Origin of the sequence: Exiguobacterium acetylicum (assembly GCF_022170825.1) — a bacterium.
Classification (GTDB): domain Bacteria; phylum Bacillota; class Bacilli; order Exiguobacteriales; family Exiguobacteriaceae; genus Exiguobacterium_A; species Exiguobacterium_A acetylicum_B.
Genome location: NZ_CP081878.1, coordinates 1698917 through 1718014, shown reverse-complemented (window position 1 = coordinate 1718014; position 19098 = coordinate 1698917). Strand labels below are relative to the sequence as shown.

27 protein-coding genes are annotated in these 19098 nt (G+C 46.1%); 18 read left to right on the top strand and 9 right to left on the bottom strand.

The window, feature by feature from the left end; translation table 11 throughout:
- The first annotated feature begins 58 nt into the window (after positions 1-58).
- Genes K6T22_RS09095 through K6T22_RS09085 form a run of 3 tightly spaced genes read left to right on the top strand, consistent with a single transcriptional unit; the run spans position 59 to position 1331 of the window.
- Complete coding sequence (locus K6T22_RS09095) at positions 59-424, top strand: ArsR/SmtB family transcription factor (protein ID WP_238236473.1); 366 nt, start codon at positions 59-61, stop codon at positions 422-424.
- On the top strand, positions 396-902 hold the full coding sequence (locus tag K6T22_RS09090; RefSeq protein ID WP_238236465.1) for an SRPBCC family protein: 507 nt from the start codon (positions 396-398) through the stop codon (positions 900-902). The genes K6T22_RS09095 and K6T22_RS09090 overlap by 29 nt, the downstream gene beginning before the upstream one ends.
- A gap of 18 nt (positions 903-920) precedes the next feature.
- Positions 921-1331: a DUF4362 domain-containing protein gene (locus tag K6T22_RS09085; RefSeq protein ID WP_238236463.1), complete on the top strand. Its 411-nt coding sequence runs from the start codon at positions 921-923 to the stop codon at positions 1329-1331.
- 48 nt (positions 1332-1379) lie between these two features.
- Here the strand turns inward: K6T22_RS09085 and K6T22_RS09080 are convergent, their stop codons facing one another.
- Complete coding sequence (locus tag K6T22_RS09080; RefSeq protein ID WP_238236462.1) at positions 1380-2015, bottom strand: homing endonuclease associated repeat-containing protein; 636 nt, start codon at positions 2013-2015, stop codon at positions 1380-1382.
- Between the two features lie 183 nt (positions 2016-2198).
- Here K6T22_RS09080 and K6T22_RS09075 point away from each other — a divergent pair, with 183 nt between their 5' ends.
- Positions 2199-2909, top strand: a complete 711-nt coding sequence (locus tag K6T22_RS09075) for a class I SAM-dependent methyltransferase (RefSeq protein ID WP_238236460.1) — start codon at positions 2199-2201, stop codon at positions 2907-2909.
- Here the strand turns inward: K6T22_RS09075 and K6T22_RS09070 are convergent.
- Both K6T22_RS09070 and K6T22_RS09065 read right to left on the bottom strand, forming a co-directional pair.
- A complete protein-coding gene (locus tag K6T22_RS09070) occupies positions 2898-3665 on the bottom strand; it encodes a nucleotidyltransferase domain-containing protein (protein WP_238236458.1) in 768 nt (255 codons plus the stop codon). The two genes, K6T22_RS09075 and K6T22_RS09070, sit on opposite strands and share 12 nt — an antisense overlap.
- A gap of 155 nt (positions 3666-3820) precedes the next feature.
- Entirely contained in the window at positions 3821-4033 is a 213-nt protein-coding gene (locus tag K6T22_RS09065) for a hypothetical protein (RefSeq protein ID WP_238236457.1), read from the bottom strand.
- 75 nt (positions 4034-4108) lie between these two features.
- Between K6T22_RS09065 and K6T22_RS09060 the strand changes: the two genes are divergently transcribed.
- The 5 genes from K6T22_RS09060 (at position 4109) to K6T22_RS09040 (ending at position 5936) form a co-directional block, all read left to right on the top strand.
- A complete protein-coding gene (locus K6T22_RS09060; protein ID WP_238236454.1) occupies positions 4109-4513 on the top strand; it encodes a MarR family winged helix-turn-helix transcriptional regulator in 405 nt (134 codons plus the stop codon).
- Positions 4494-4838 carry a DUF3147 family protein gene (locus K6T22_RS09055; RefSeq protein WP_238236451.1) on the top strand — a complete coding sequence of 115 codons (345 nt, stop codon included), beginning with the start codon at positions 4494-4496 and terminating at the stop codon, positions 4836-4838. Before K6T22_RS09060 ends, K6T22_RS09055 begins: the two co-directional genes overlap by 20 nt.
- A 19-nt stretch (positions 4839-4857) precedes the next feature.
- Positions 4858-5307, top strand: a complete 450-nt coding sequence (locus K6T22_RS09050; RefSeq protein WP_238236446.1) for a GNAT family N-acetyltransferase — start codon at positions 4858-4860, stop codon at positions 5305-5307.
- 63 nt (positions 5308-5370) lie between these two features.
- Positions 5371-5586: a helix-turn-helix transcriptional regulator gene (locus tag K6T22_RS09045; RefSeq protein WP_238236444.1), complete on the top strand. Its 216-nt coding sequence runs from the start codon at positions 5371-5373 to the stop codon at positions 5584-5586.
- Positions 5583-5936 (top strand): hypothetical protein, encoded by a 354-nt coding sequence (locus K6T22_RS09040; protein WP_238236442.1) that lies wholly within the window; start codon positions 5583-5585, stop codon positions 5934-5936. Before K6T22_RS09045 ends, K6T22_RS09040 begins: the two co-directional genes overlap by 4 nt.
- 124 nt (positions 5937-6060) lie before the next feature.
- On the opposite strand, the gene K6T22_RS09035 is transcribed toward K6T22_RS09040, so the two are convergent.
- On the bottom strand, positions 6061-6462 hold the full coding sequence (locus K6T22_RS09035; RefSeq protein ID WP_238236440.1) for a VOC family protein: 402 nt from the start codon (positions 6460-6462) through the stop codon (positions 6061-6063).
- A gap of 77 nt (positions 6463-6539) precedes the next feature.
- Here K6T22_RS09035 and K6T22_RS09030 point away from each other — a divergent pair, with 77 nt between their 5' ends.
- Positions 6540-7538 carry a phosphotransferase gene (locus K6T22_RS09030; RefSeq protein ID WP_238236438.1) on the top strand — a complete coding sequence of 333 codons (999 nt, stop codon included), beginning with the start codon at positions 6540-6542 and terminating at the stop codon, positions 7536-7538.
- A 48-nt stretch (positions 7539-7586) separates the two neighbouring features.
- Here the strand turns inward: K6T22_RS09030 and K6T22_RS09025 are convergent, their stop codons facing one another.
- On the bottom strand, positions 7587-8450 hold the full coding sequence (locus tag K6T22_RS09025) for an NAD-dependent epimerase/dehydratase family protein (RefSeq protein ID WP_238236436.1): 864 nt from the start codon (positions 8448-8450) through the stop codon (positions 7587-7589).
- Between the two features lie 6 nt (positions 8451-8456).
- Complete coding sequence (locus tag K6T22_RS09020) at positions 8457-8639, bottom strand: hypothetical protein (protein WP_035407678.1); 183 nt, start codon at positions 8637-8639, stop codon at positions 8457-8459.
- Between the two features lie 100 nt (positions 8640-8739).
- Between K6T22_RS09020 and K6T22_RS09015 the strand changes: the two genes are divergently transcribed.
- A complete protein-coding gene (locus tag K6T22_RS09015; RefSeq protein WP_023468457.1) occupies positions 8740-8889 on the top strand; it encodes a hypothetical protein in 150 nt (49 codons plus the stop codon).
- Between the two features lie 44 nt (positions 8890-8933).
- Here the strand turns inward: K6T22_RS09015 and K6T22_RS09010 are convergent, their stop codons facing one another.
- Positions 8934-9632: a DUF3169 family protein gene (locus tag K6T22_RS09010; protein WP_238236435.1), complete on the bottom strand. Its 699-nt coding sequence runs from the start codon at positions 9630-9632 to the stop codon at positions 8934-8936.
- Positions 9629-9835 carry a helix-turn-helix transcriptional regulator gene (locus K6T22_RS09005; RefSeq protein ID WP_238236431.1) on the bottom strand — a complete coding sequence of 69 codons (207 nt, stop codon included), beginning with the start codon at positions 9833-9835 and terminating at the stop codon, positions 9629-9631. Before K6T22_RS09005 ends, K6T22_RS09010 begins: the two co-directional genes overlap by 4 nt.
- A 159-nt stretch (positions 9836-9994) precedes the next feature.
- On the opposite strand from K6T22_RS09005, the gene K6T22_RS09000 reads away from it, so the two are divergent.
- From K6T22_RS09000 to K6T22_RS08980, 5 genes are all read left to right on the top strand, one after another.
- The gene (locus tag K6T22_RS09000) at positions 9995-11620 is read left to right on the top strand and encodes a M3 family metallopeptidase (RefSeq protein WP_238236428.1); all 1626 of its coding nucleotides are present in this window, start codon (positions 9995-9997) and stop codon (positions 11618-11620) included.
- A 39-nt stretch (positions 11621-11659) separates the two neighbouring features.
- Positions 11660-12100, top strand: coding sequence for an NUDIX domain-containing protein (locus tag K6T22_RS08995; protein ID WP_238236425.1), 441 nt, complete (start codon positions 11660-11662; stop codon positions 12098-12100).
- A gap of 96 nt (positions 12101-12196) precedes the next feature.
- Positions 12197-12898, top strand: coding sequence for an ABC transporter ATP-binding protein (locus tag K6T22_RS08990; RefSeq protein ID WP_238236423.1), 702 nt, complete (start codon positions 12197-12199; stop codon positions 12896-12898).
- The gene (locus K6T22_RS08985; protein ID WP_238236421.1) at positions 12895-13665 is read left to right on the top strand and encodes an ABC transporter permease; all 771 of its coding nucleotides are present in this window, start codon (positions 12895-12897) and stop codon (positions 13663-13665) included. Before K6T22_RS08990 ends, K6T22_RS08985 begins: the two co-directional genes overlap by 4 nt.
- Positions 13666-13675: 10 nt before the next feature.
- Positions 13676-14098, top strand: coding sequence for a cytidine deaminase (locus K6T22_RS08980; protein ID WP_238236417.1), 423 nt, complete (start codon positions 13676-13678; stop codon positions 14096-14098).
- 63 nt (positions 14099-14161) lie between these two features.
- On the opposite strand, the gene K6T22_RS08975 is transcribed toward K6T22_RS08980, so the two are convergent.
- Positions 14162-15730 (bottom strand): serine hydrolase domain-containing protein, encoded by a 1569-nt coding sequence (locus K6T22_RS08975; RefSeq protein WP_238236415.1) that lies wholly within the window; start codon positions 15728-15730, stop codon positions 14162-14164.
- Between the two features lie 182 nt (positions 15731-15912).
- Between K6T22_RS08975 and K6T22_RS08970 the strand changes: the two genes are divergently transcribed.
- Entirely contained in the window at positions 15913-16656 is a 744-nt protein-coding gene (locus tag K6T22_RS08970; RefSeq protein WP_238236414.1) for an ABC transporter ATP-binding protein, read from the top strand.
- A complete protein-coding gene (locus K6T22_RS08965; RefSeq protein WP_238236413.1) occupies positions 16653-19097 on the top strand; it encodes an ABC transporter permease in 2445 nt (814 codons plus the stop codon). Before K6T22_RS08970 ends, K6T22_RS08965 begins: the two co-directional genes overlap by 4 nt.
- Position 19098: the final 1 nt, after the last annotated feature.

The window sequence follows — 19098 nt, the reverse complement described above, 5'->3', positions numbered from 1 at the left end:
TATTCATTGTTTAGAATATTCTGAAATGGGAATATATAAAATAAAGAGGTGAACGGATATGAACGAGCGGATGTCTGCACGATTTTCAGCACTCGGCGATGCGACACGACTACAACTCATCGAAGCATTACGAAATGGTCCTCGCTCTGTCAATGAGTTAGCTGAACAACTACACTTACGCCAACCGCAAACCTCGAAGCACTTAAAGCTGTTGCTTGACGCGGAACTAATCACTGTTGAACGACAGGCGAATCGCCGCTTGTATAGCCTTCGCCCAGAAGCTTTTCGAGAACTCGTCATGTGGAGTAACACTTTGGCTCAGATGGAAGCACGCATGCATCGTCTAGATGAACATTTGCAGCGGATGCAATCATCCGCGAAGGGAGACGAGACGAATGAAAAAGGAACTGAAGACATCAATTGATGGTAAGGTGCTACGGATGGAATGGATTTGTGAGGCACCGCGAAATATCGTTTTTTCTGCGTTCACGGAAAAAGACCAACTCGAAGCCTGGTGGGGACCAGAAGGCTGGGAGACGACGATCAAGACGTTCGAGTTTAAACCGGATGGCGTTTGGCATTATTGCATGCGGTGTGTCGATCCTGCACAAGGTGATTTTTATAGCATGGAGTCATGGGGGAAAGCGATTTTTAGACATATCGATGCCCCGAACACCTATAGTCATGCCGATTACTTCTCCGACGCGTCAGGAGCTATCTCTGAACATTTACCAGGTAGTGAGAATGTCACGACATTCATTGACCGTGGAGAAACGACCTTGATCGTTTTTGAATCGACTTACGAAACAGAGGCAGCCGTACAAGAAGTGCTCGGCATGGGAATGAAGAAAGGTTTCACGTCGCAACTGTATCGCCTGGATCACCTATTGACGAAACAGTAAGAAGGAGTCGATGTTTTGGTGCGGAAGATCGGTTTAGCTTTATGTATCCTATTTTTAGTAGGGTGTGGAAAGTATACGATGGAAGAGGCAAAGGAGAACGGCGACATCATCGTCCAGAAGGGTGTTGAGAACAGCGACCGATTCGAGTCTTTTTTGAAGAAGTCGAAGCAAGGAAAATCAGATCAGATTCGCATCACAGCCTACACGACCGAGGGAGATCCGATTTTGTATGACGTCGAGTATGACGGCAAGACGTATCAGTATTCGTCTGATGCATCACGTGATCAGTTCGGTTCAACAGACGACGATCGAAAGAATGAAGTCTGTCAGCAACTCGATAAAGCGATCGTGAAGCAAGAGGTAATCTATACGTTAAGTAAATGCGCTGAAGGAGAGGATCATGAACTGCTACGGTTGCAAGAACAATAATCAAAAAGGATCGTGTCCCGTCGAAATGATCAGCGGGCACGATCCTTTTCATTCGCTATCAAGGCGACGCAAAGCTTCGCGCCAACTGGAAAAACGTTCAATTAATAATGTCAGTGAAGGAGCTTGGTGCGCACGTGCCCACTTGGCGTACTGCTGACTCGTCAGTAGTGGTCCATGTGTTTCTGCAGCTTGTTTGAGTGCTTCTAGGCAGTCTTGGTCAGTGAAGAAACCGTTCGAGGTGAGGTCGAAGTGTGCTAAAGCATTTTTCCACGTGCCGAACCGACGAATGATCGTATTGGCACTTAACATCTCTGGGTGCAAATCTCGTAATTCCGTGTAGGAGCGAATCGTCATGTTCGTTCCTTTTTGTGCGACATAAAAGGCGACGCTCTCCTCGATCGACCACCGTTTCGTTCGTTTGACCGCAGCCGGGCGATTCAACGTCATCCGCTCTTTCGTCGATAAGTGAGAAGCCTTGACGATGCCTGCTTTCTCTAACAGGTGTGCCCACGAGCCGAATCGTGCATTGATCTCTTCAAGAGAGGGGTAAGGAAGTTGAGCCGCTAACTTTTGATAATGGGTAGCTTTCATAGGTGAATGGTGCATTTGATGAAGACCTTGAATCAAGCGGATGATCTTCTCATCCGTTGCTAAGGTAAAAGTGGAAGTCGGATGTTGACGCATGCAAGATATCTCCCTTTTGAATGGTTGTTTCAATTAAAGGCTAGTGTAGCATGAGCGATTTCGAGAACATACTAACAATATCGTAAGGTAAGAAAAACGGAGCATTTTCATCCAGGAAATACAGGAGAATAAGGGAGGGAAAGCGAATACAATATTATAGAAGAAAAGAGGGGGAAATGATCAATGACAGAAACACAGACGATTGATACGATGGAAGATATTTTAAAGATGCTCGATGCGCGACTGCGTGAACCAGGACCGTTTTGGGACAAGTTTTATGAAGATCGAACGAAACCGGTCCCGTTTTTTAAGAACATTCCTGATGAGAACTTAGTTCGCTACGTCGAACAGGACTGGATCTCATCGGGGGATGCACTAGACCTTGGAACAGGACCGGGGCGAAATGCGATCTATCTCGCAACACACGGTTTCTCGGTGACAGGACTAGATCTTTCAGCAACCGCGTTAGAATGGGCAACGGAACAAGCGCATCAGACTGGAGCGCATGTTGCGTTTCGAAAGCAAGATTTTCTAGAGACGACGGAACAGAATACATATGATTTCATTTACGATTCCGGCTGTTTTCACCATATGGCGCCACATCGACGTTTGACGTACTTGACGCGACTGAAGGAGATGTTACGACCAGGTGGATATTTTGGATTGACGTGTTTTGTTGCGGGCGGTCCGCTTGGTGGGGCGACGTTGACGGACTGGGAAGTTTATCAAGAGAACAGTCTCCAAGGTGGACTCGGTTATACGAAAGAGCGATTACTTGCCATATTTGATGCGTTCGACGTGATCGAACTAACGGAGATGAAACCCGTCGACAATCCAGAGGCATTATTTGGTCATGCTGGACTGTGGACAGGGTTGTTCCGATTAAAGGATTGATTCGTCCGGCATTCGAGACGTGAACCAGTCTACAAAGTAGCGGACGTCCTCTTGCGAAACGATCTGTTGTGTATCGTAAGCGGCGAACAGTGATAAAAGACGGGGTTCGTCAGGAAAATAATGAAGCAGAATCGAACGGAGTGTCTCTAGGTCATGCACGAAGCTTTGATCTTCCTCTAAGATGAGGTGATAGGTGCTCCGAACAATCCGTTTTACGATCGAATCCGAATCAAGCAAGGTGACTTGCCCCTTCTCTAGACGTGATAGATCAGACCTCAACTGCGCGCATAGCCCACCGTTTAACGCGAAGCCAAGAGCACGTGACGGACGAAGGGACGGAAATCGAGATTGTAGATTTTCACCTGCAAGAAATAAGTTGATGGATTTCAACCAGACGCCCCAGCGAAGTGCTTCGTCATCCCGTATGACGTCGCCAAGCAGACCGATGTCATAATCGATTTTGGTGACGAATGGATAGTTCGTCAACCAATGTTCCGTCCGTTCATCTAACTGCATGTGTTCTTCTTCCGTCAACGGTTCTGTCAAAATCAGTGTAAAATCGAGATCGGATTTAAAGGGACGCGCCGTTCCTTTTGCAACGCTGCCATACAAGTATACTCCATGAAATGCGGATAAGGTTTGTACATAGGCGACGACGTTTCGAATCACGGTATGATAACGGACAGGAATCGCTTCAGCGGAAGTTGGATTGTGGATGTAGCCATTTTTCGTGCCAAATGTCGTTGGATACTGCATCTGTCTTCCTCCTCATCCTTTAGGAATGGATTGATAGCGATACCAGGTCTTGTTTCGCTGCACATATAGAAACATCGTATCATCTTTTTCTTGATAGATGACGGTGCCGCTCTTATGTCGATTCGCCATGCTGTCCTGGAGTGTCTTTTCGGCTGCTATTTTTTGATACGTGGACCAGGTGTTAAGGAGAGATTCGAGACGGTTACTACCTGGTCTAGTCGGTAAATGCGATCGTTCAAGCGGATGACGTCCTGATCTTGTTCAATGACTTCAGCGGCGATCAGGTCCGTCGTCGAAGCCGTGGTTTCCGGTTGGCATCCGCTGAGACAAAGCGCAACTATTCCTATAGTCGCTGACATGTTTTTCATGAAATACACCTCTTTCTCTATTAATATATCGTAATTTACGATATATTCGTTTTATACGATATAAGGAGGAGCATAATGATTTCATCTGACTTTGCAAAAATCTATTATCAACTACATCCAAGATTCGAGGAAAATCTATCTCACCAGAGTGTACGTATTCTTCAACACATTCAATTTACGACGAATCCGACGATCAAGGAGATTGCAGAGGCATTTCGCCTCTCACATAATACGACGTCCGAGCACGTCAAAAAGTTGGAGAAATTAGGTTATATCGAAAAAAAACGGAATCCGGAAGATCAACGTCAAGTAACGATTGGTTTAACAAACGACGGAGACGCAGTCGTTCGGCGTCATACAGAACTTGATCCTGAACGGTTGAATCGAGTGCTTGCTACGATGACAAAAACAGACCAACAGACGATTGAACAGGCGTTTCGATTATTGCGGGAGGCTGCAGATGATTGCTTTTCTCGTTAAGGTATTGTCAAGCGCAGTGGTCATCGGTCTCGTTACCGAAGTCGCCCGTCGTTCACCGTCCCTAGGTGGCGTATTGTCCGCGTTGCCGGTCGTTAGTCTGATCAGTTTCGCCTGGCTCGTCAAACAAGGAAGTGAACGGACCGAGCTCAGTACATTTTTAAAGAGTGTGTTACTCGGGTTACCGGCGACATTTTTATTGCTAGCTGTCTTGTATTGGCTCATTCGCTTAGGGATTCCTGTGTTTTACAGTATACTCGGTGCAACGAGTTTTTTTATCGTCTGTTGGTATGTTCAACGTTATCTACAACAGTGGTGGCAGACGTAATGAAAAAGGAGAGAAAGCGATGGTAACCCTTCAAACAGAACGATTGACGGTTCATCCGTGCACAGCGAAGGACGTAACGCGTTTACAACAACAGCAATACGAGAACGGACCTGAAGTTCAGCATCACTTGACGTTACTCGCGTCAGATCCATCGATGCTGTACTGGGGAAGCTGGCTCGTCATGACAAAAGACGGGCAGGTAGTCGGCGACATTGGATTTAAAGGGAAACCAGACTCGCGACAAGCAATCGAAATTGGTTATGGATTGTTACCAGCGTTTCACAATCGAGGTTTTGCGACGGAAGCCGTCCGAGCATTGATTGATTGGGTGTTCGACGAAACCGAAGTGAAGGCTGTACTGGCAAAGACGGATTTGACGAATCAAGCATCGATCCGGGTGCTCGAAAAAGCGGGATTGATTCAGATTGGGAGCGACGATCGGTATATCATGTGGGAGCGGTTAAAGTGAGTGTAAAGGAAACTTGACAGGTAATGCGTTATTTACATATAGTGGAATAAGCGAGGTGGAACCATGAAAAATAAGGTCAAGGAGATGCGCGAAGGTCGAGGCTGGTCGCAAGGCGAACTGGCAAAACGATTGCATGTGTCGCGTCAGACGGTCATTTCCATCGAAAAAGAGCGGTACAATCCGTCACTCGACCTCGCTTTTGCACTGGCTGATTTGTTTGATCGGCGAATCGAAGACATTTTTACACCGAATCGAACGAACGAGGAGGGAGCACAATGAAACGAGTCAATGTGTTACTAGATATCCTATTAATAGGAGTAGGTATGTACTTAACGATGACGGATCCTGCGGCAAAAACTCTCGGAACCATCATGATTCTAGCAGGTGTCACGTCACGTATCACAGGAACGGTATTCTCGCCAACGGATCCGTATGATGAGCGTCAAGGAACGATTAAAATCCGTAGTGGACATATCGCTTATCTCGTAAGTATCGGATATCTTTTTTTGATCTTGGTTCTCGTTAATCTGTCGATCATTCAAGATATTCAGCTTGCTTTGTTACTAGCAATAGGCGGACAAGTTCTGTTCTTTCCAGTCGCATTACTTTATGTAAATCGAAAGATGTGAAAGATGTAAGGGAAGTTGACTGAAGCAGAATACATATGAAACGAACGGGAAATAGGAATGGATAGAGTCATCCATTCCTATTTCAATTAACGATTTAAAATCAGAAAAATAATATTTGGAAAATTTAGCTCTCAATCGCAAATGTATCGCGCAATTCAATGATCGTTCCTTCCGGTGCTTTTAATTTACTCAGATATCCATCGACGACGAAATAGATGTTGCCACCGTGTTTCGGTAAAAATGGCATACCGAGTTGTTCCAGTCGTGTTACTTCCTCTTGCAAGTCGTCAACATAAAGGGCGAAGTGGACGGGACCCGCCGCTTGTTTCGTGTAATCGGTGAACGGTTGACCGGATTTTGGTGTTTGTAACTCGATATAGAAGTCACCGAGACGTAACCAACTGTTAAAGGCGCGGTCATGAAACCCTGGCGATTCCTGAACGAGTGAGAAGCCAAGCTGTTCATAAAATTGTTTAGATGCGACGTAATCCGTCGTCTGAATACAGATGTGGTGAATTTGTTTCATACTAAAACCTTCCTTCCTGTTCAATGAAATCATGCAAAACTAGTGTAGCATTTCACGGATCAGTAGGAGTAATCGAAATGGAGAATATGATGCAACTAGCATTAGATTTGATTTGTGAACGATTTTCAGTAGGACAATCGATCAGTGAACCTGTCCGATTGACGGGTGGTCTTTTGCACGAGACGTGGCAACTTCGGACAACGACAGAATCTTACGTCTTAAAGCGATTAAATCCAGAAATCATGCGACGTCCTGAAGCACGAAACAACTTTAAGTTGTCTGAAGACGTTGCGATGCAAGCGTCGCTTTACTTAGAAGCATTACCAGCACGCTGCGTCAACGATCAAGCGGTGCAGACGATTGACGGCTCTGATTACCTTTTGTTTGATTGGGTCGATGGCAAGACGTTATCAACTGAACAAATTCGACCGATACATGCACGACATATCGGAGTTCAATTAGGACGGTTACACGGTCTTTCTATGGCGACGACTGGCTTTTCAAAGCCAGATACCTCCAGTGTGCCAATCGATTGGAACGGTTACATAGAAGAAGGGAAGCGACAGCAATCAGAATGGCTTTATATACTCATGGATGAGCAGGAACAGCTGCAACGACTGGAGCGATTAGCACAAGAAGCGAGACTGCAACTACCTACAGATTGGATCGTCAGCCATCGTGATCTCGATCCGAAAAATGTTCTCTGGACAATGAATGGTCCGGTCTTGATCGACTGGGAGTCTGCTGGGTTGATCCATCGCGCAGTCGACGCATTTGAAACCGCCTGTTATTGGTCGAAACGTGGAGATGATACATTGGACTCTGATCGATTTTCTGCTTTCTTTGACGGCTATCAAACAGAACAATCTTTGCCTATCGTTGACTGGATATACGTCATTGACATCAGTGTACAAGGGAAGTTGGACTGGCTGAAATTTAATCTGGATCGCTCACTCGGGAAAGATGGTATACCTGAAGCGGAACGAGTGCTTGGAACAGAACAAGTCCTTTTAACGATAAAGGAACTACAAGTACACGACCGGAATCTCTGGATCAAGTGGATGTTGGCAAGATGATCATAAGAAAGAGGCACTGAATCATTCGATTCAATGCCTCTTTTGTTATTAAAACGACTTGACTAGATGTTCAACAGTGGATTCAGGAGTACGAATCGGAACATACCCGAGTTGTTTGATCCGATCGTTCGAAAATGTCGCTTGTTCCGCTGAACGGTCTGGTGTTTGAACCGGTTTGCCACTCGCTACAATCAATTTCATGCGAAATTCTGCTTCTGGCAGATTGGCATCGATCGCATTGAAGATATCCCCGTCCTGCGCATTTGTCGCAGCAAGAACAATCATCTCGGCTAGGTTATCCGTGTGGACCCAAGGAACGACGTCTTCTGGGTGTACCCAAGTAATGAGGTCTGCCGCTTTCATCCGCTCGACTTGTCGATCTCCCCAGTAGGATTGTGCCTCGGCACAAATCGATCCTGGTCGTAGGATGACCAATTCAGACTGTGGCGTATGCTCTTGTAACAGTCGCTCGGATTCTTGCTTCGTGTGGATGTAGACATGTTTTGATGCTGGTAACGGTGATGTTTCTGTAAAGTGTCCACGCACCACTTCCCCGTAAACGGAAGTCGTCGAGATATGTATGATGCGCTTGACACCAGCTTTTGTCGCAGCATCGGCGAGATGTTTCACACCTGTGACGTTTGCTTCATGCGCTAAGTCGGCATCATCTCCAAGGTAGGCAGCGCAATGAATCAACAGATCAACGCCTTGTAATGCTGCAAGAAGCGAAACCGGATTACCAAGCTCACCGATGATTGGAATCACGTCATTTAATGAATCTTGATTCGCTTGTTCCTGTGAACGATAGAGTCCTCGAACTTCACGCGCTTCTTTTAGGACGCGACGTGCGACACGTGAGCCAAGCGTCCCAGTCATCCCTGTAATCAAAACCGTACTCTCGTTTAAGTTCATGGGTGCTTACTCCTTTGACTCCGTCTTTTCAGCGAAGCATTTTTCACAGATGAAACGCCCTTCGCTTTTTAAGTAAGCTTTTACTTCCGTCATCCCACGATGTTTTGGATAACGCATTTGAATGTAGACTTTTTCGTTTCCTTCGATCGTTTTGCCACAATGAATGCATGTTGGTTCTTTACCAAACATCCTATCGCCCCCTATATATTTGAATCTTCTATCTCATCGTAAAGGAAAATCAAGAGTGTTGGAAGAATAAAGTAAAAAAGGAATCTAAAGGAGGGTGTCTATGATCTTCATTGCTATTTTTCTCGCCGTCGGTGGAGTCGTCTGGTTCATTTCAGCGCGCAGTCAGTCGAAACATCGTTCGCTCGACGATCAGGAGTATACGCTGAACCAGCACGACGTCCATCAGCAACAAAATCATCGTGATTTTTGAAGGCATGTCAAGGAGCATCCGGTCGATTGACTGGATGCTCCTTTTTAGCGATTGCGTACATAAAGGAAATATTTCGCGTTGCTCCAAATCAAGGCGATAATCAATAAACTGATTGCGAAGATCTGAGACTGTCCGGTTTCATACGAATAAATGACTAATACGACGATGACACCCATCAATAGGAGTTGCAACGAAGATTGTGAAGGAATGAGACCTTCTAACATGACGTGGCGTTCTCCGTCATCTGAGGCGGCAAATAGCTTTTTGACATAGTTTGTTTCCGAGTACTTTGGGAAATCACGGTTTGGATAGATGTGACGCATAAGATTAAGATAATAATAGGATGCAAAACTACTGATGATGAAAAAGAGTCCACTTAGTAATAAATGAAGTCCGAAATGATTTTCGATGATGCTAAAAGATGCGAGACCGATGCTAAGAAGAGTTGAAACCTGAACTATCATCATGCCATCCGCATAGTATCGATTCACTTGACCGTCAATCGCATCCTCGTCGTCTGAAGAAACAGGGTGTCGAGTCAATCGACGAATTTGCAAATAGCGCACGATATAACTGAGGGTAAGAACCGTCAAAACAACGAAAAGACCAGTGAATATGTAATCAAGATAGAGCGATAGTTCAAACTGTGACAAATCGGTACGTTTGAGGACAAACATGACGATATAACTACTAACGAAACCGAGTAGTCCTGCGATGATGACTTTGATAGCTTCCTTTTTCACATTAATTCCTCCTCATCGAAATAAAAGATGTCTTCTAACGGCGTTTCAAACACACGAGAAATTTTGACAGCAATTAATAGCGACGGCATGAATTCTTCGCGCTCGATTAAGCTGATCGTCTGACGCGAAATATTCGCACGCCGTGCCAGTTCAGACTGATTCCATCCGTGACGAGCACGTAATTCTTTTAAGCGGGATTTCATATGGGGATTCACCTCCTATATAATGTAACTTATCATAGTCTTTTTGACAACGATAATAGTCAAAAAAGATAATATAATAGTCATTGATATGTAAATCAATCATATGGATGGAATAAACTGTATACTGAAATAAGTCGAAAGGAGATGTGACACACGTCGATGAAATCTCAGTCACCTGTAAACGATGTTTTTTATTATGATGAGGATGTTACGCGCCAAATCGCTTCGATTCTCCAAATCGAAGAGACGTTGCTCAAACAAAAAATTACGTATCTCGAGGACGTGACAGACTCGGACGCAACTAATACATACGAACAAGGACGTCAGCAGCTATCAGGCAAACTCGATACGCTAAGGCGTTTGGTAAAAATGGATTTGATCGAACACGACGACGTCCCGCTTCGAACGCTTGCACGCTTTGAACAATCACTCAGAGCGACGCGTGTGACGGAAGAGGAAGCGCGTCTCATCCAAGAGTATCTCCGGATTGAGGCAACGATGCTGACACGAACGGGAGAAGCGGTTTCTGATCTCTATGGCGACTTATTTGATGCGGATGAACCGACGCGGAAACAGGCATTCTTATCGATTGAAGAAGCGTTCTGGACGAATGCATCTATTATTCAACGATTATTTTCACAACTCGTCGACTTGCGACAAGTGCGTGCTTCTGCAAGTCATCAGGCGGGATACGAAGAATTGGCTTTTGCGGAGCTCGGACGTATCGATTATACAAGTAAGGATGTCGATCATTACGCCAGCATCATTCAAACATATTTTCGACCGGTTAAACAGCTATTTCTGCTCGAACAACAAACGTTTCTTGGCAAACAGGTGCTCCATCCGTGGGACGTCCGGCAATCAGCCTATACGCAGATTGATCATCACGTAACCGGTTCTGACGCTTCATTTTTGGATAAGGCACAAGCGATCCTAAAGAGCGTTCATCCATCTTTTGCTGATCTGTTACAAGAAATGCGCCAAGCAGATTATCTCGATATCGATGCACGATCGAATAAAGCCGGTGGTGGGTTTTGTGAGTATTTACCCGTCGAACGACAATCGTTCTTGTTCATGAATCGTATGCAGACTTTTGATGATCTCGTCATCTTCATGCACGAGATGGGGCATGCCATTCATCATGATGCGATGAAAGAGACGTATGACGGACTTCAACCGATTCCGCTCGAAGTGGGGGAATTCGCCGCCATGTCGCTTGAACTGTTGACGATGAACGAGTGGCACCAAGTGATTCCAAATCAAAAAGACGTTGCCCGAGCGAAACTCGAACAGATCCGTTCCATAGTGGAGTTTTTGCCACAAACGATTATCGTTGATCGTTTCCAGTCCTGGCTCTATGCTTACCCGGATCACCTGCCGGAAGAACGACAAGCTTCTTTTGCTCGTCTCCGGGAGACGTACGATACGGACGTCATCGACTGGTCGGAAGCGCCCGATTGGAAAGGACTCGAATGGATGAGTGTCATTCATCTCTTTGAGACGCCATTTTATTACATTGAATATGCGATCGCCCAAATTGCTGCTCTTCAGTTGTATCACCGTTTTACACAAAATCCTGACAAAACGATGAAAGACTTCCTTGCAGCTTTAGCGCTTAGTCAAACCCATTCGGTTCAGGCGGTTTATGCGAGAGCAGGTGTGTCATTCTTACCAAGTGATGTGGAAATGAGAGAGTTGCTGACATTCCTAGAAGGTCAAATCGAAGCTTGGATAAATGAGTTGGATCAATCAGACGACGAAGATGTTAAGAAGAGAAGGTCTTAATCCGGAGCGACAGATGTACAAAACGATAGGAGGATGAACATGAACACACGAAAAAACATCGTCTATGCGACATTATTCAACGCTACAGGCAATCGATTATTGATGGTCGAGAACCGTGGCGAACACGGTGATTATTACACACTGCCCGGCGGTACGGTCGAGCGTGACGAAACGCTACATACTGCAATTACACGCGAAGTGTTGGAGGAGACAGGCTTCTCGATCATTCCAGGGGATATCGTCCATGTGGCAGAGGCATTCTTCCCGCAAGCGGGCGAACACTGTCTGTTTTTCTTCTTCGCGGGTGAGATTACGACAGGTCAGTTAAAAACGAATGTCCCGGAAGAAATCTCTGGACTCGTCTGGATGGACCGCGATGAAGCGTTTAAACATCTCAATCTACCGGAAACATCAAAAGAATCGCTCTTTGCTGGTCGAACGGTACCGTATGATTTTGCTGGAGAGATCATCCACGCGTAAGGAAGTGTCGCTTGACGTACTAAGGTAACAGATTTTCGGGTACACCATTACAGGAGCATTACCCGAAATTTGTAGAAAGTCAGGTGAACACACAGTATGTCGATTCTTACGTTTCACGATGTCAGCTATCAAAATATCTTACATGAACTAACTGGTGAGTTCCGGGAGGGTGTCATCACGACACTTGTTGGACCGAGTGGTGCCGGAAAATCCACAACATTGAAACACATCAACGGACTTATTTCTCCCGATCGTGGCGAAATTCGTTTTCGAGGCGAACCACTTGAACAAATGAATCTGCTCGATGTTCGCAAACGGATCGGGATGGCGTTTCAAAGTGCGCCGATGATTCCCGGTACTGTCTATGACAATATTAATTTACCGAAATCGATCTTTGGGGAGTCGTTACCTCGAGAAGAAGCAGAAAAGTTGTTGCAACAAGTCGAACTATCAGTCGAACTCGATCGACCGGTCAAAGACTTATCGGGTGGTGAACGAAGTCGACTCGGGATTGCGCGGACACTCGTCAATCGACCAGATGTCCTGTTGCTCGACGAAATCACGGCAAGCCTTGATTACCGGATGGTGCAGGAGATTGAGAAGCTGATTCTTGATTTACAGCAGGAGTTGCAGACGACGATTATTTGGATTACGCATGACCTGGAGCAAGCGAAGCGGGTCAGCGACGACGTCTGGTTTTTAAAGGACGGGCGATTGATTGAATATGGTGCTTTTAGAGAGCTTGCTTCAAGTGGTCAAGCAGAGACGCAAGCATTCTTGAAGGGGGAATCGGTATGAGTTACCTCCAACTAGCAACTTCGCTAATCTTCATTCTGATCCCCCTCGTCTTAGCGCGGACGTTACGGCTTGGTTTAGAGAAGGATATCATCATCGCAACCGTTCGATCGATTGTGCAACTCTTAATCATCGGTTATATTTTGACGTTCGTCTTTGAAAGCGGTAGTCCAATTTTCATGTTATTGATGATTCTGTTGATGATCGGTGCAGCGACACTGAACGTCATCCGTAAAGGTGATGGGATTCCCGGGATTCAGTGGATCATCTTGTTCACACTGATTGCGGTTGAAACATTGACGATGGGCATTTTGCTCGGGTTACAAATCATTCCATTTGAAGCGCAGCAAGTCATTCCAATTAGCGGGATGGTCATCGGGAACTGTATGATCTTATCCTTATTGTTTCTCAATAAGTTCAAGGACGAGGTCGAACGGAGTGACGAGGTCATCGAACTGATCCTCTCGCTTGGCGGAGATGCGAAGACAGCGATCGATACGAGCCTAAAAGGCGCGATCCGAACGAGTATGATTCCGACGATCGAAGCGCAAAAAACGATGGGGCTCGTCCAACTGCCAGGGATGATGAGTGGGTTGATCATTGGTGGCGCGGATCCGATGGAAGCGGTCCTCTACCAACTGTTGATCTTGTTCCTAATCTTGACGACGGCAGCGATGGCATCCGTCCTCGTCGGTTTTTTATCCTACCGCCGACTCTTCAATGAAAAAGCACAATTCATCGGTTTAACCTATAAGAAAAAAGACAATTAAGGAGTATGACATGCAAACCTACCCCATTACAGAAGCTGACCTTCAATTGGTCGAACTAGCAACCGAAACGATTCAAAGTCGCTATGCTGACGATAAACATCACGTCGCAGCTGCGTTGCGGACAAAAGATGGCACGACGAAAACGGGTGTTCATGTCGAAGCCTATATTGGGCGTGTAACAGTTTGCGCGGAAGCCATTACGATTGGTTCCGCCATCACAGATGGATTGTCGGATTTTGAGACAATCGTCGCCGTGCGACATCCTTATTCGGATGAGAAAGACCGGACTATCCGTGTCGTCAGTCCATGTGGCATGTGTCGCGAACTGATTTCTGATTATGCACCAGATGCCTTCGTCCTTTTGAATCTGGACGAGCAATTGACGAAAGTCCGGATTGCGGACTTGATTCCACTCAAATATGTCCGACAGTAAACAGGACCTCCTTATCATTCGGTAAGGAGGTCCTTTCGTATTTACGAGTAAAGGTCGATCGGCTTAGATAGGGCTCGATTCGATTCCAAGTTGATCAAACTCCCAACTGCCTTGGACAATCAAGATATTGCGGTATTCGTTCTCCCTTATTTCGAGTAATCCCTGTTCTTCCGTAAAGAAAAACGGACCAAATAAGGGATGACAGGCATATTCCTGATCTTCATCGAGCAGGAAAAGTTGATTGTTGACGGCTTTAAGTCCAAAAGAAATCGAACCATTGGAATAGGTTCCTTCGACCGCAGACCAATCGATTGTTGGTTGGGTAACCTGTTCCTGTTCAATCCGTTTGCAGGTTTGTCCATTTAGAACGATATAATGGACGTCCTCGTTTTCATCCTCGACAAAACCGATTGTCACAATTGGATTTTCATCCGTATCCTGAGTGAAGTAGAGATTATCCTGATGCGCATACAGCACCATCTCGGTTCCGTTCAGATGTATCTTGAGTTGTTGACCGTCGCTAATGATTTGTACCAGCCCACTTTGATTTCCTAGATAATAACCTGTATATCGCTCCCAATCAGCGGGCTTCGGTATCATTACTTTCGGTTCTGTGTGGTCGGGTGTGGTCTTTAGTAGCTGATCAAAAATCTCATAAGCGAGATCGACTCCATAATCTTGGCTTGCGAGCGTCACGATAGCGAGTTCTTGCTCTGGAGCAGCTAACATGAAACTCGTGTATGTTCCGATCGCTCCACCATGACGAATGGTCGGTGTTCCTTTGTAGTCTTCCGTAATGAACGATAGACCACATCCAAGTTGCTGCAGATTGTATCGACTTACTTGTAGTGTCTGCATCTCGCGAATGGCTGTTGCTGACAGCAGTGATGTAGCGTTCAGATGCATTAGGAGAAACTTGGCATAGTCGGTTGCAGTCGACATCGCAAACCAAGAAGGATAGTTCGCCGCATTCTCATAAAACGGTCTGACGACGATGTGGCCGGTCTCTGTTTTTTCATGACCTAACGCGAGTGAGTATGTCATCGCCATGAGAGGGTCGTAGAGCGTACGTGACATGCCTAACGGTTTGAATAAAAGGTCTTGCATGAGCTCTGGAAAATAGGTTTGAGTTACGTATTCCGCAACGTACCCTGCGATATTAAATCCATGATTACTGTACGAAAAGAGGAGACCTGGTGGAGCGATCATCGATAACTCTGGTACGTCATGTCGAACGTACTGTTCGAGCGCGTCGACGTTACGACTTCCGACGATGTCCGTCCCGTCAGGAAGTCCAGACGTATGACTTAGTAGCATACGAAGAGTGATTTTACGCGCAGCATCGAAGTCTTTTAAAGTAAAGAACGGCACGTATTCGATAATAGGAAAATCTAAATCTAACTTACCCTGATCGACAAGAATCATAATCGCAGTTGCGGTCAACGGCTTACTTAATGAACCAATTCGAAAAAGTGTGTTCGCTGTGACGGGAACCCCGCCATCCTCGAGATGTGTTACCCCAAAGCCATTGGAGTAGATGACTTCTTGATCTTTGATGATCGCTAACGAAAATCCGGGGACCGCCTGAGAAACGACTTGTTCTTGAATGTAGTGCTCTAACGTAGAAAACATCTGTTCACTCGCTCTCTATTGTATTTGCTCTACTTTTTCCATTTAGAACTATTTCGATTCAAACAGTATAATTCCTTTTATTCCCTTAAAAACACTTTCGAATTAGCTGTTTTTATATATTTACATCTAAAAAAACCTTATATTGGTTATTGTAATGACATCATGTTGCAGGAGGGGTCTGAGTGGAAAGTTTACTAGAAGTCGAACGATTAACAAAACGCTATACACGGGGAACAGAGACGATTGAAGCACTAAAGCATGTCTCCTTCATGTTAGAAGAAGGTGGCTTCATCGCCATCATGGGTACGAGTGGCTCTGGAAAAAGTACCTTATTGAATATTTTAGGGGCGCTTGACGCACCAACCGGTGGAACGTTGACGCTAAAGGGGAAACGCCAACGAGACATTTTCACTGAACCCGCAGCCACGCTATACCGACAACAGCATATCGGCTTCATCTTTCAGTCGTTTCATTTACTCGATGACTTGACGGTCCATGAGAATATCGCCTTACCGTTGATGCTGAAAGGGATGGATGATCAAACGATCAATCAAGAAGTCGAAACTTGGCTCAAGCGTGTCGGACTGACCAAGTGGAAAGGTCATCGACCGCAAGAGTTGTCGGGTGGACAACAACAGCGGGTGGCGATCGCCCGTGCCTTGATAAGTCGACCGCCAATCATCTTAGCTGATGAACCGACAGGAAATCTCGATTTTAAGACATCCGCTGAAATCATGCAGTTATTGCAAGAGCTCAATCGCGAACAACAGACGAGTATCCTGCTCGTGACGCATGATGCGACCGTAGCTGCTCATGCGAAGCGGGTACTTTATTTCCATGACGGTCAAATCGTCGCTGATCAGCTGTCGACAGGAGACGTGGCACCAATTTTAGCAACGTATGAGCAATTCGTGGGGGTCATATGAAGCGACAACATCTCTTTCGACTCGCGCATCGACTGTATCGTAAAAGTCCGATGATTTTATTGACGTCAATCGCAAGCGTCATGATTTCAATCGGTCTCGTCTTAACGATGGTGATCTTTTTGTTACACAATCAAGCAACAATCGAAGCGGATCGAGAGCTGACATACGGTCAAGTCGATCTGACAATTAAATATTCACCTGAAGACGAGCGGACAGAACAGACCTTGCTTGAGCAACTCAAGAAGGATAAAGGTATCTTACGCACAGAGCTAATCTTACAGACGACAGCGCGGATTTCTGGTCAAACGATGGCCGACGTCGAAACGATTGGTGTTCAGTCGGATGCGTTAACGAAAAGTCGGTACCATTTCACAAACGATTTAAACCGCGGAGAAGCAATCCTGTCGGCTAGACTCGCGACGTCGCTTGACCGTACTGTCGGGCAAGCGCTACGTGTCGGGGAAGAAACGTATCAGATTCGCGAGATTCTACCGGATACTAAAACATCAAAGAACGCGCACGATCAAGTCCTGCTTTCATATGCTGATTTGCAGAAGCATCACGCAAGCGAAACCAAAGCAATTTTGCTCGATATGAAAGAAGGGACGGATGTCGTACGCTATGCCGATACGCTCGTCCAATCGAATCCGAAGCTCCGTGTTGAGCTTGCGGAAGGACAAGCACTTTCACCAGCGCTAAACGGTTACATCGGGATTTTGTCATTGTTGATTCTTGTCGTCTCTGGCTTGATCTTAATCGCAAACTTCGATTTATATTTACGCAAACATACCGTCCAATTTGCAATCATGCGGACGCTTGGGGCGACGACCCGACAACTGTTTCAGTTGTTCCTCGTTCAATCCGGTTTGATTGTCTTTGCGGGAACGGTACTCGCGATTCTAGTCGGGATTTGCTTACCGTTACTAAGTCAACTTCTATGGCCGGCTGAAGGCAAGATGATCGTCACACTCTTGCTCGAACATCGTTTATTCTTGATGCTCGTCACGTTCGGAAGCGCCTTGTTGATTTTGATGCTGCTCGCGAGTACAGCTTACCGAAAACGAGATGTGTTACCGCTTCACGTCCTACGAGATAATCTGAAAACGGCGTCACGATCGACGCGACGAAAACGTCTCGTCCTCGCTAGTAGTGGGTTGACTGCCTGCTTGATCTTATTCGCTGAAGTGATTGCCAGTACGGAAGGGGCACGGGCGATGGCTTGGCTCGGTGCAACCGTTACCTTTTTACTGTCGATGTATCTTGCGACACCACTTCTCTTGAAGGGGATTCTTCATCGAACGGAACCAATCGTTCGACGGTTAGCGGGACCGACGAGTTTCGTCGCATTCCGGGGCGTGTTGCCACAACTACGAAAAAATGCCTGGTTGATGCTGATCGTTCAAGTGTTGATGATCATCGTCGTCATCGGATCGACGTTTCTTGAGACAGTGCAACAAAGTGAGCGAAAGTACATCATCAGCCAATACCCGACAGAAGTCGTCTTGAAGAGTCGCTTGGATGAGGGAACACAAGGAGATCCGCTGCAATTGATGCGACAAATTGAAACTGACCTACCTGGCGCAAAAGCGACCTTCGTGTCGTCTCGAAGTTCTATCGAATACCAATCGCCTGATGAAGATATCCCGATCGAATATGAGGTGACGGACTATCGCCGCCTCGACGTCTTAGATAGAAAACAGACGAGTGATACAGAAGGAATCATCGTTTCACGTACCTTTGCGAAAAAACATAGTCTCCAAAAAGGGGATCCGTTGCCACTCGGGCGATGGGACGGGGAGCAAGAAAGCGATGTTTCGCTTGGTCAATTCCGAATCGTTGGAATCGAGAAACGCGTGTCACCAGACGTTCTCGTCGATTGGCGGAATGAACAGATACGGCAACCAGATGATCAAATCTTGCATGTCTATATCAACGTTCCGTCCGAGTTAAAGACAGCGAAGGTCACACAACAGTTGTCAGAAATCATTCAAAGTTATCCGACGCTGCAAGTGAATCGATTATCTGACGCCCTGCGTCTCGCTGAGCAACAAACAACGGAGCGCTGGTTCGTCTTCTTGATCGCGCTCGTCGTCATGAGTGGTTCGGTCTGGTTCGGACTTGCCAATGCCTTACTCAGTTTCGTAAGTGGGAAACGAGGCGAGTATGCCTTGTTACGAACGATTGCATTGAAACGAAACGAGCTCCGTCAGTTGACACTCGTTCAAATGCTTTTGTTCATTGGGAGCGGGGTCATCTTCGGACTGATCAGTGGGGTTGGCGCCACATTGTTCGTGACACGGATTGATGATACAGGAACGTTTTATTTCAACGTACCGACGATTGCTGGAACCATTGCCGGTTTGGTAGTGCTTGTCCTAGGCATCGCTTGGTTCGTCACCCGACGGAAGCAGGAAAACCTCGTTCACGAATTGAAACAGTAAG

What these genes read in the sequence shown, in the direction of transcription:
- K6T22_RS09005 (WP_238236431.1), bottom strand. Translation starts at nt 9,835, where the DNA reads ATGAAATCCCGCTTAAAAGAATTACGTGCTCGTCACGGATGGAATCAG.
- K6T22_RS08995 (WP_238236425.1), top strand. Translation starts at nt 11,660, where the DNA reads ATGAACACACGAAAAAACATCGTCTATGCGACATTATTCAACGCTACA.
- K6T22_RS08980 (WP_238236417.1), top strand. Translation starts at nt 13,676, where the DNA reads ATGCAAACCTACCCCATTACAGAAGCTGACCTTCAATTGGTCGAACTA.
- K6T22_RS09000 (WP_238236428.1), top strand. Translation starts at nt 9,995, where the DNA reads ATGAAATCTCAGTCACCTGTAAACGATGTTTTTTATTATGATGAGGAT.
- K6T22_RS09050 (WP_238236446.1), top strand. Translation starts at nt 4,858, where the DNA reads ATGGTAACCCTTCAAACAGAACGATTGACGGTTCATCCGTGCACAGCG.
- K6T22_RS09055 (WP_238236451.1), top strand. Translation starts at nt 4,494, where the DNA reads ATGATTGCTTTTCTCGTTAAGGTATTGTCAAGCGCAGTGGTCATCGGT.
- K6T22_RS09070 (WP_238236458.1), bottom strand. Translation starts at nt 3,665, where the DNA reads ATGCAGTATCCAACGACATTTGGCACGAAAAATGGCTACATCCACAAT.
- K6T22_RS08965 (WP_238236413.1), top strand. Translation starts at nt 16,653, where the DNA reads ATGAAGCGACAACATCTCTTTCGACTCGCGCATCGACTGTATCGTAAA.
- K6T22_RS08985 (WP_238236421.1), top strand. Translation starts at nt 12,895, where the DNA reads ATGAGTTACCTCCAACTAGCAACTTCGCTAATCTTCATTCTGATCCCC.
- K6T22_RS09040 (WP_238236442.1), top strand. Translation starts at nt 5,583, where the DNA reads ATGAAACGAGTCAATGTGTTACTAGATATCCTATTAATAGGAGTAGGT.
- K6T22_RS09020 (WP_035407678.1), bottom strand. Translation starts at nt 8,639, where the DNA reads ATGTTTGGTAAAGAACCAACATGCATTCATTGTGGCAAAACGATCGAA.
- K6T22_RS09095 (WP_238236473.1), top strand. Translation starts at nt 59, where the DNA reads ATGAACGAGCGGATGTCTGCACGATTTTCAGCACTCGGCGATGCGACA.
- K6T22_RS09075 (WP_238236460.1), top strand. Translation starts at nt 2,199, where the DNA reads ATGACAGAAACACAGACGATTGATACGATGGAAGATATTTTAAAGATG.
- K6T22_RS09065 (WP_238236457.1), bottom strand. Translation starts at nt 4,033, where the DNA reads ATGAAAAACATGTCAGCGACTATAGGAATAGTTGCGCTTTGTCTCAGC.
- K6T22_RS09080 (WP_238236462.1), bottom strand. Translation starts at nt 2,015, where the DNA reads ATGCGTCAACATCCGACTTCCACTTTTACCTTAGCAACGGATGAGAAG.
- K6T22_RS09025 (WP_238236436.1), bottom strand. Translation starts at nt 8,450, where the DNA reads ATGAACTTAAACGAGAGTACGGTTTTGATTACAGGGATGACTGGGACG.
- K6T22_RS09060 (WP_238236454.1), top strand. Translation starts at nt 4,109, where the DNA reads ATGATTTCATCTGACTTTGCAAAAATCTATTATCAACTACATCCAAGA.
- K6T22_RS09045 (WP_238236444.1), top strand. Translation starts at nt 5,371, where the DNA reads ATGAAAAATAAGGTCAAGGAGATGCGCGAAGGTCGAGGCTGGTCGCAA.
- K6T22_RS09035 (WP_238236440.1), bottom strand. Translation starts at nt 6,462, where the DNA reads ATGAAACAAATTCACCACATCTGTATTCAGACGACGGATTACGTCGCA.
- K6T22_RS09015 (WP_023468457.1), top strand. Translation starts at nt 8,740, where the DNA reads ATGATCTTCATTGCTATTTTTCTCGCCGTCGGTGGAGTCGTCTGGTTC.
- K6T22_RS09090 (WP_238236465.1), top strand. Translation starts at nt 396, where the DNA reads ATGAAAAAGGAACTGAAGACATCAATTGATGGTAAGGTGCTACGGATG.
- K6T22_RS09030 (WP_238236438.1), top strand. Translation starts at nt 6,540, where the DNA reads ATGGAGAATATGATGCAACTAGCATTAGATTTGATTTGTGAACGATTT.
- K6T22_RS08975 (WP_238236415.1), bottom strand. Translation starts at nt 15,730, where the DNA reads ATGTTTTCTACGTTAGAGCACTACATTCAAGAACAAGTCGTTTCTCAG.
- K6T22_RS08990 (WP_238236423.1), top strand. Translation starts at nt 12,197, where the DNA reads ATGTCGATTCTTACGTTTCACGATGTCAGCTATCAAAATATCTTACAT.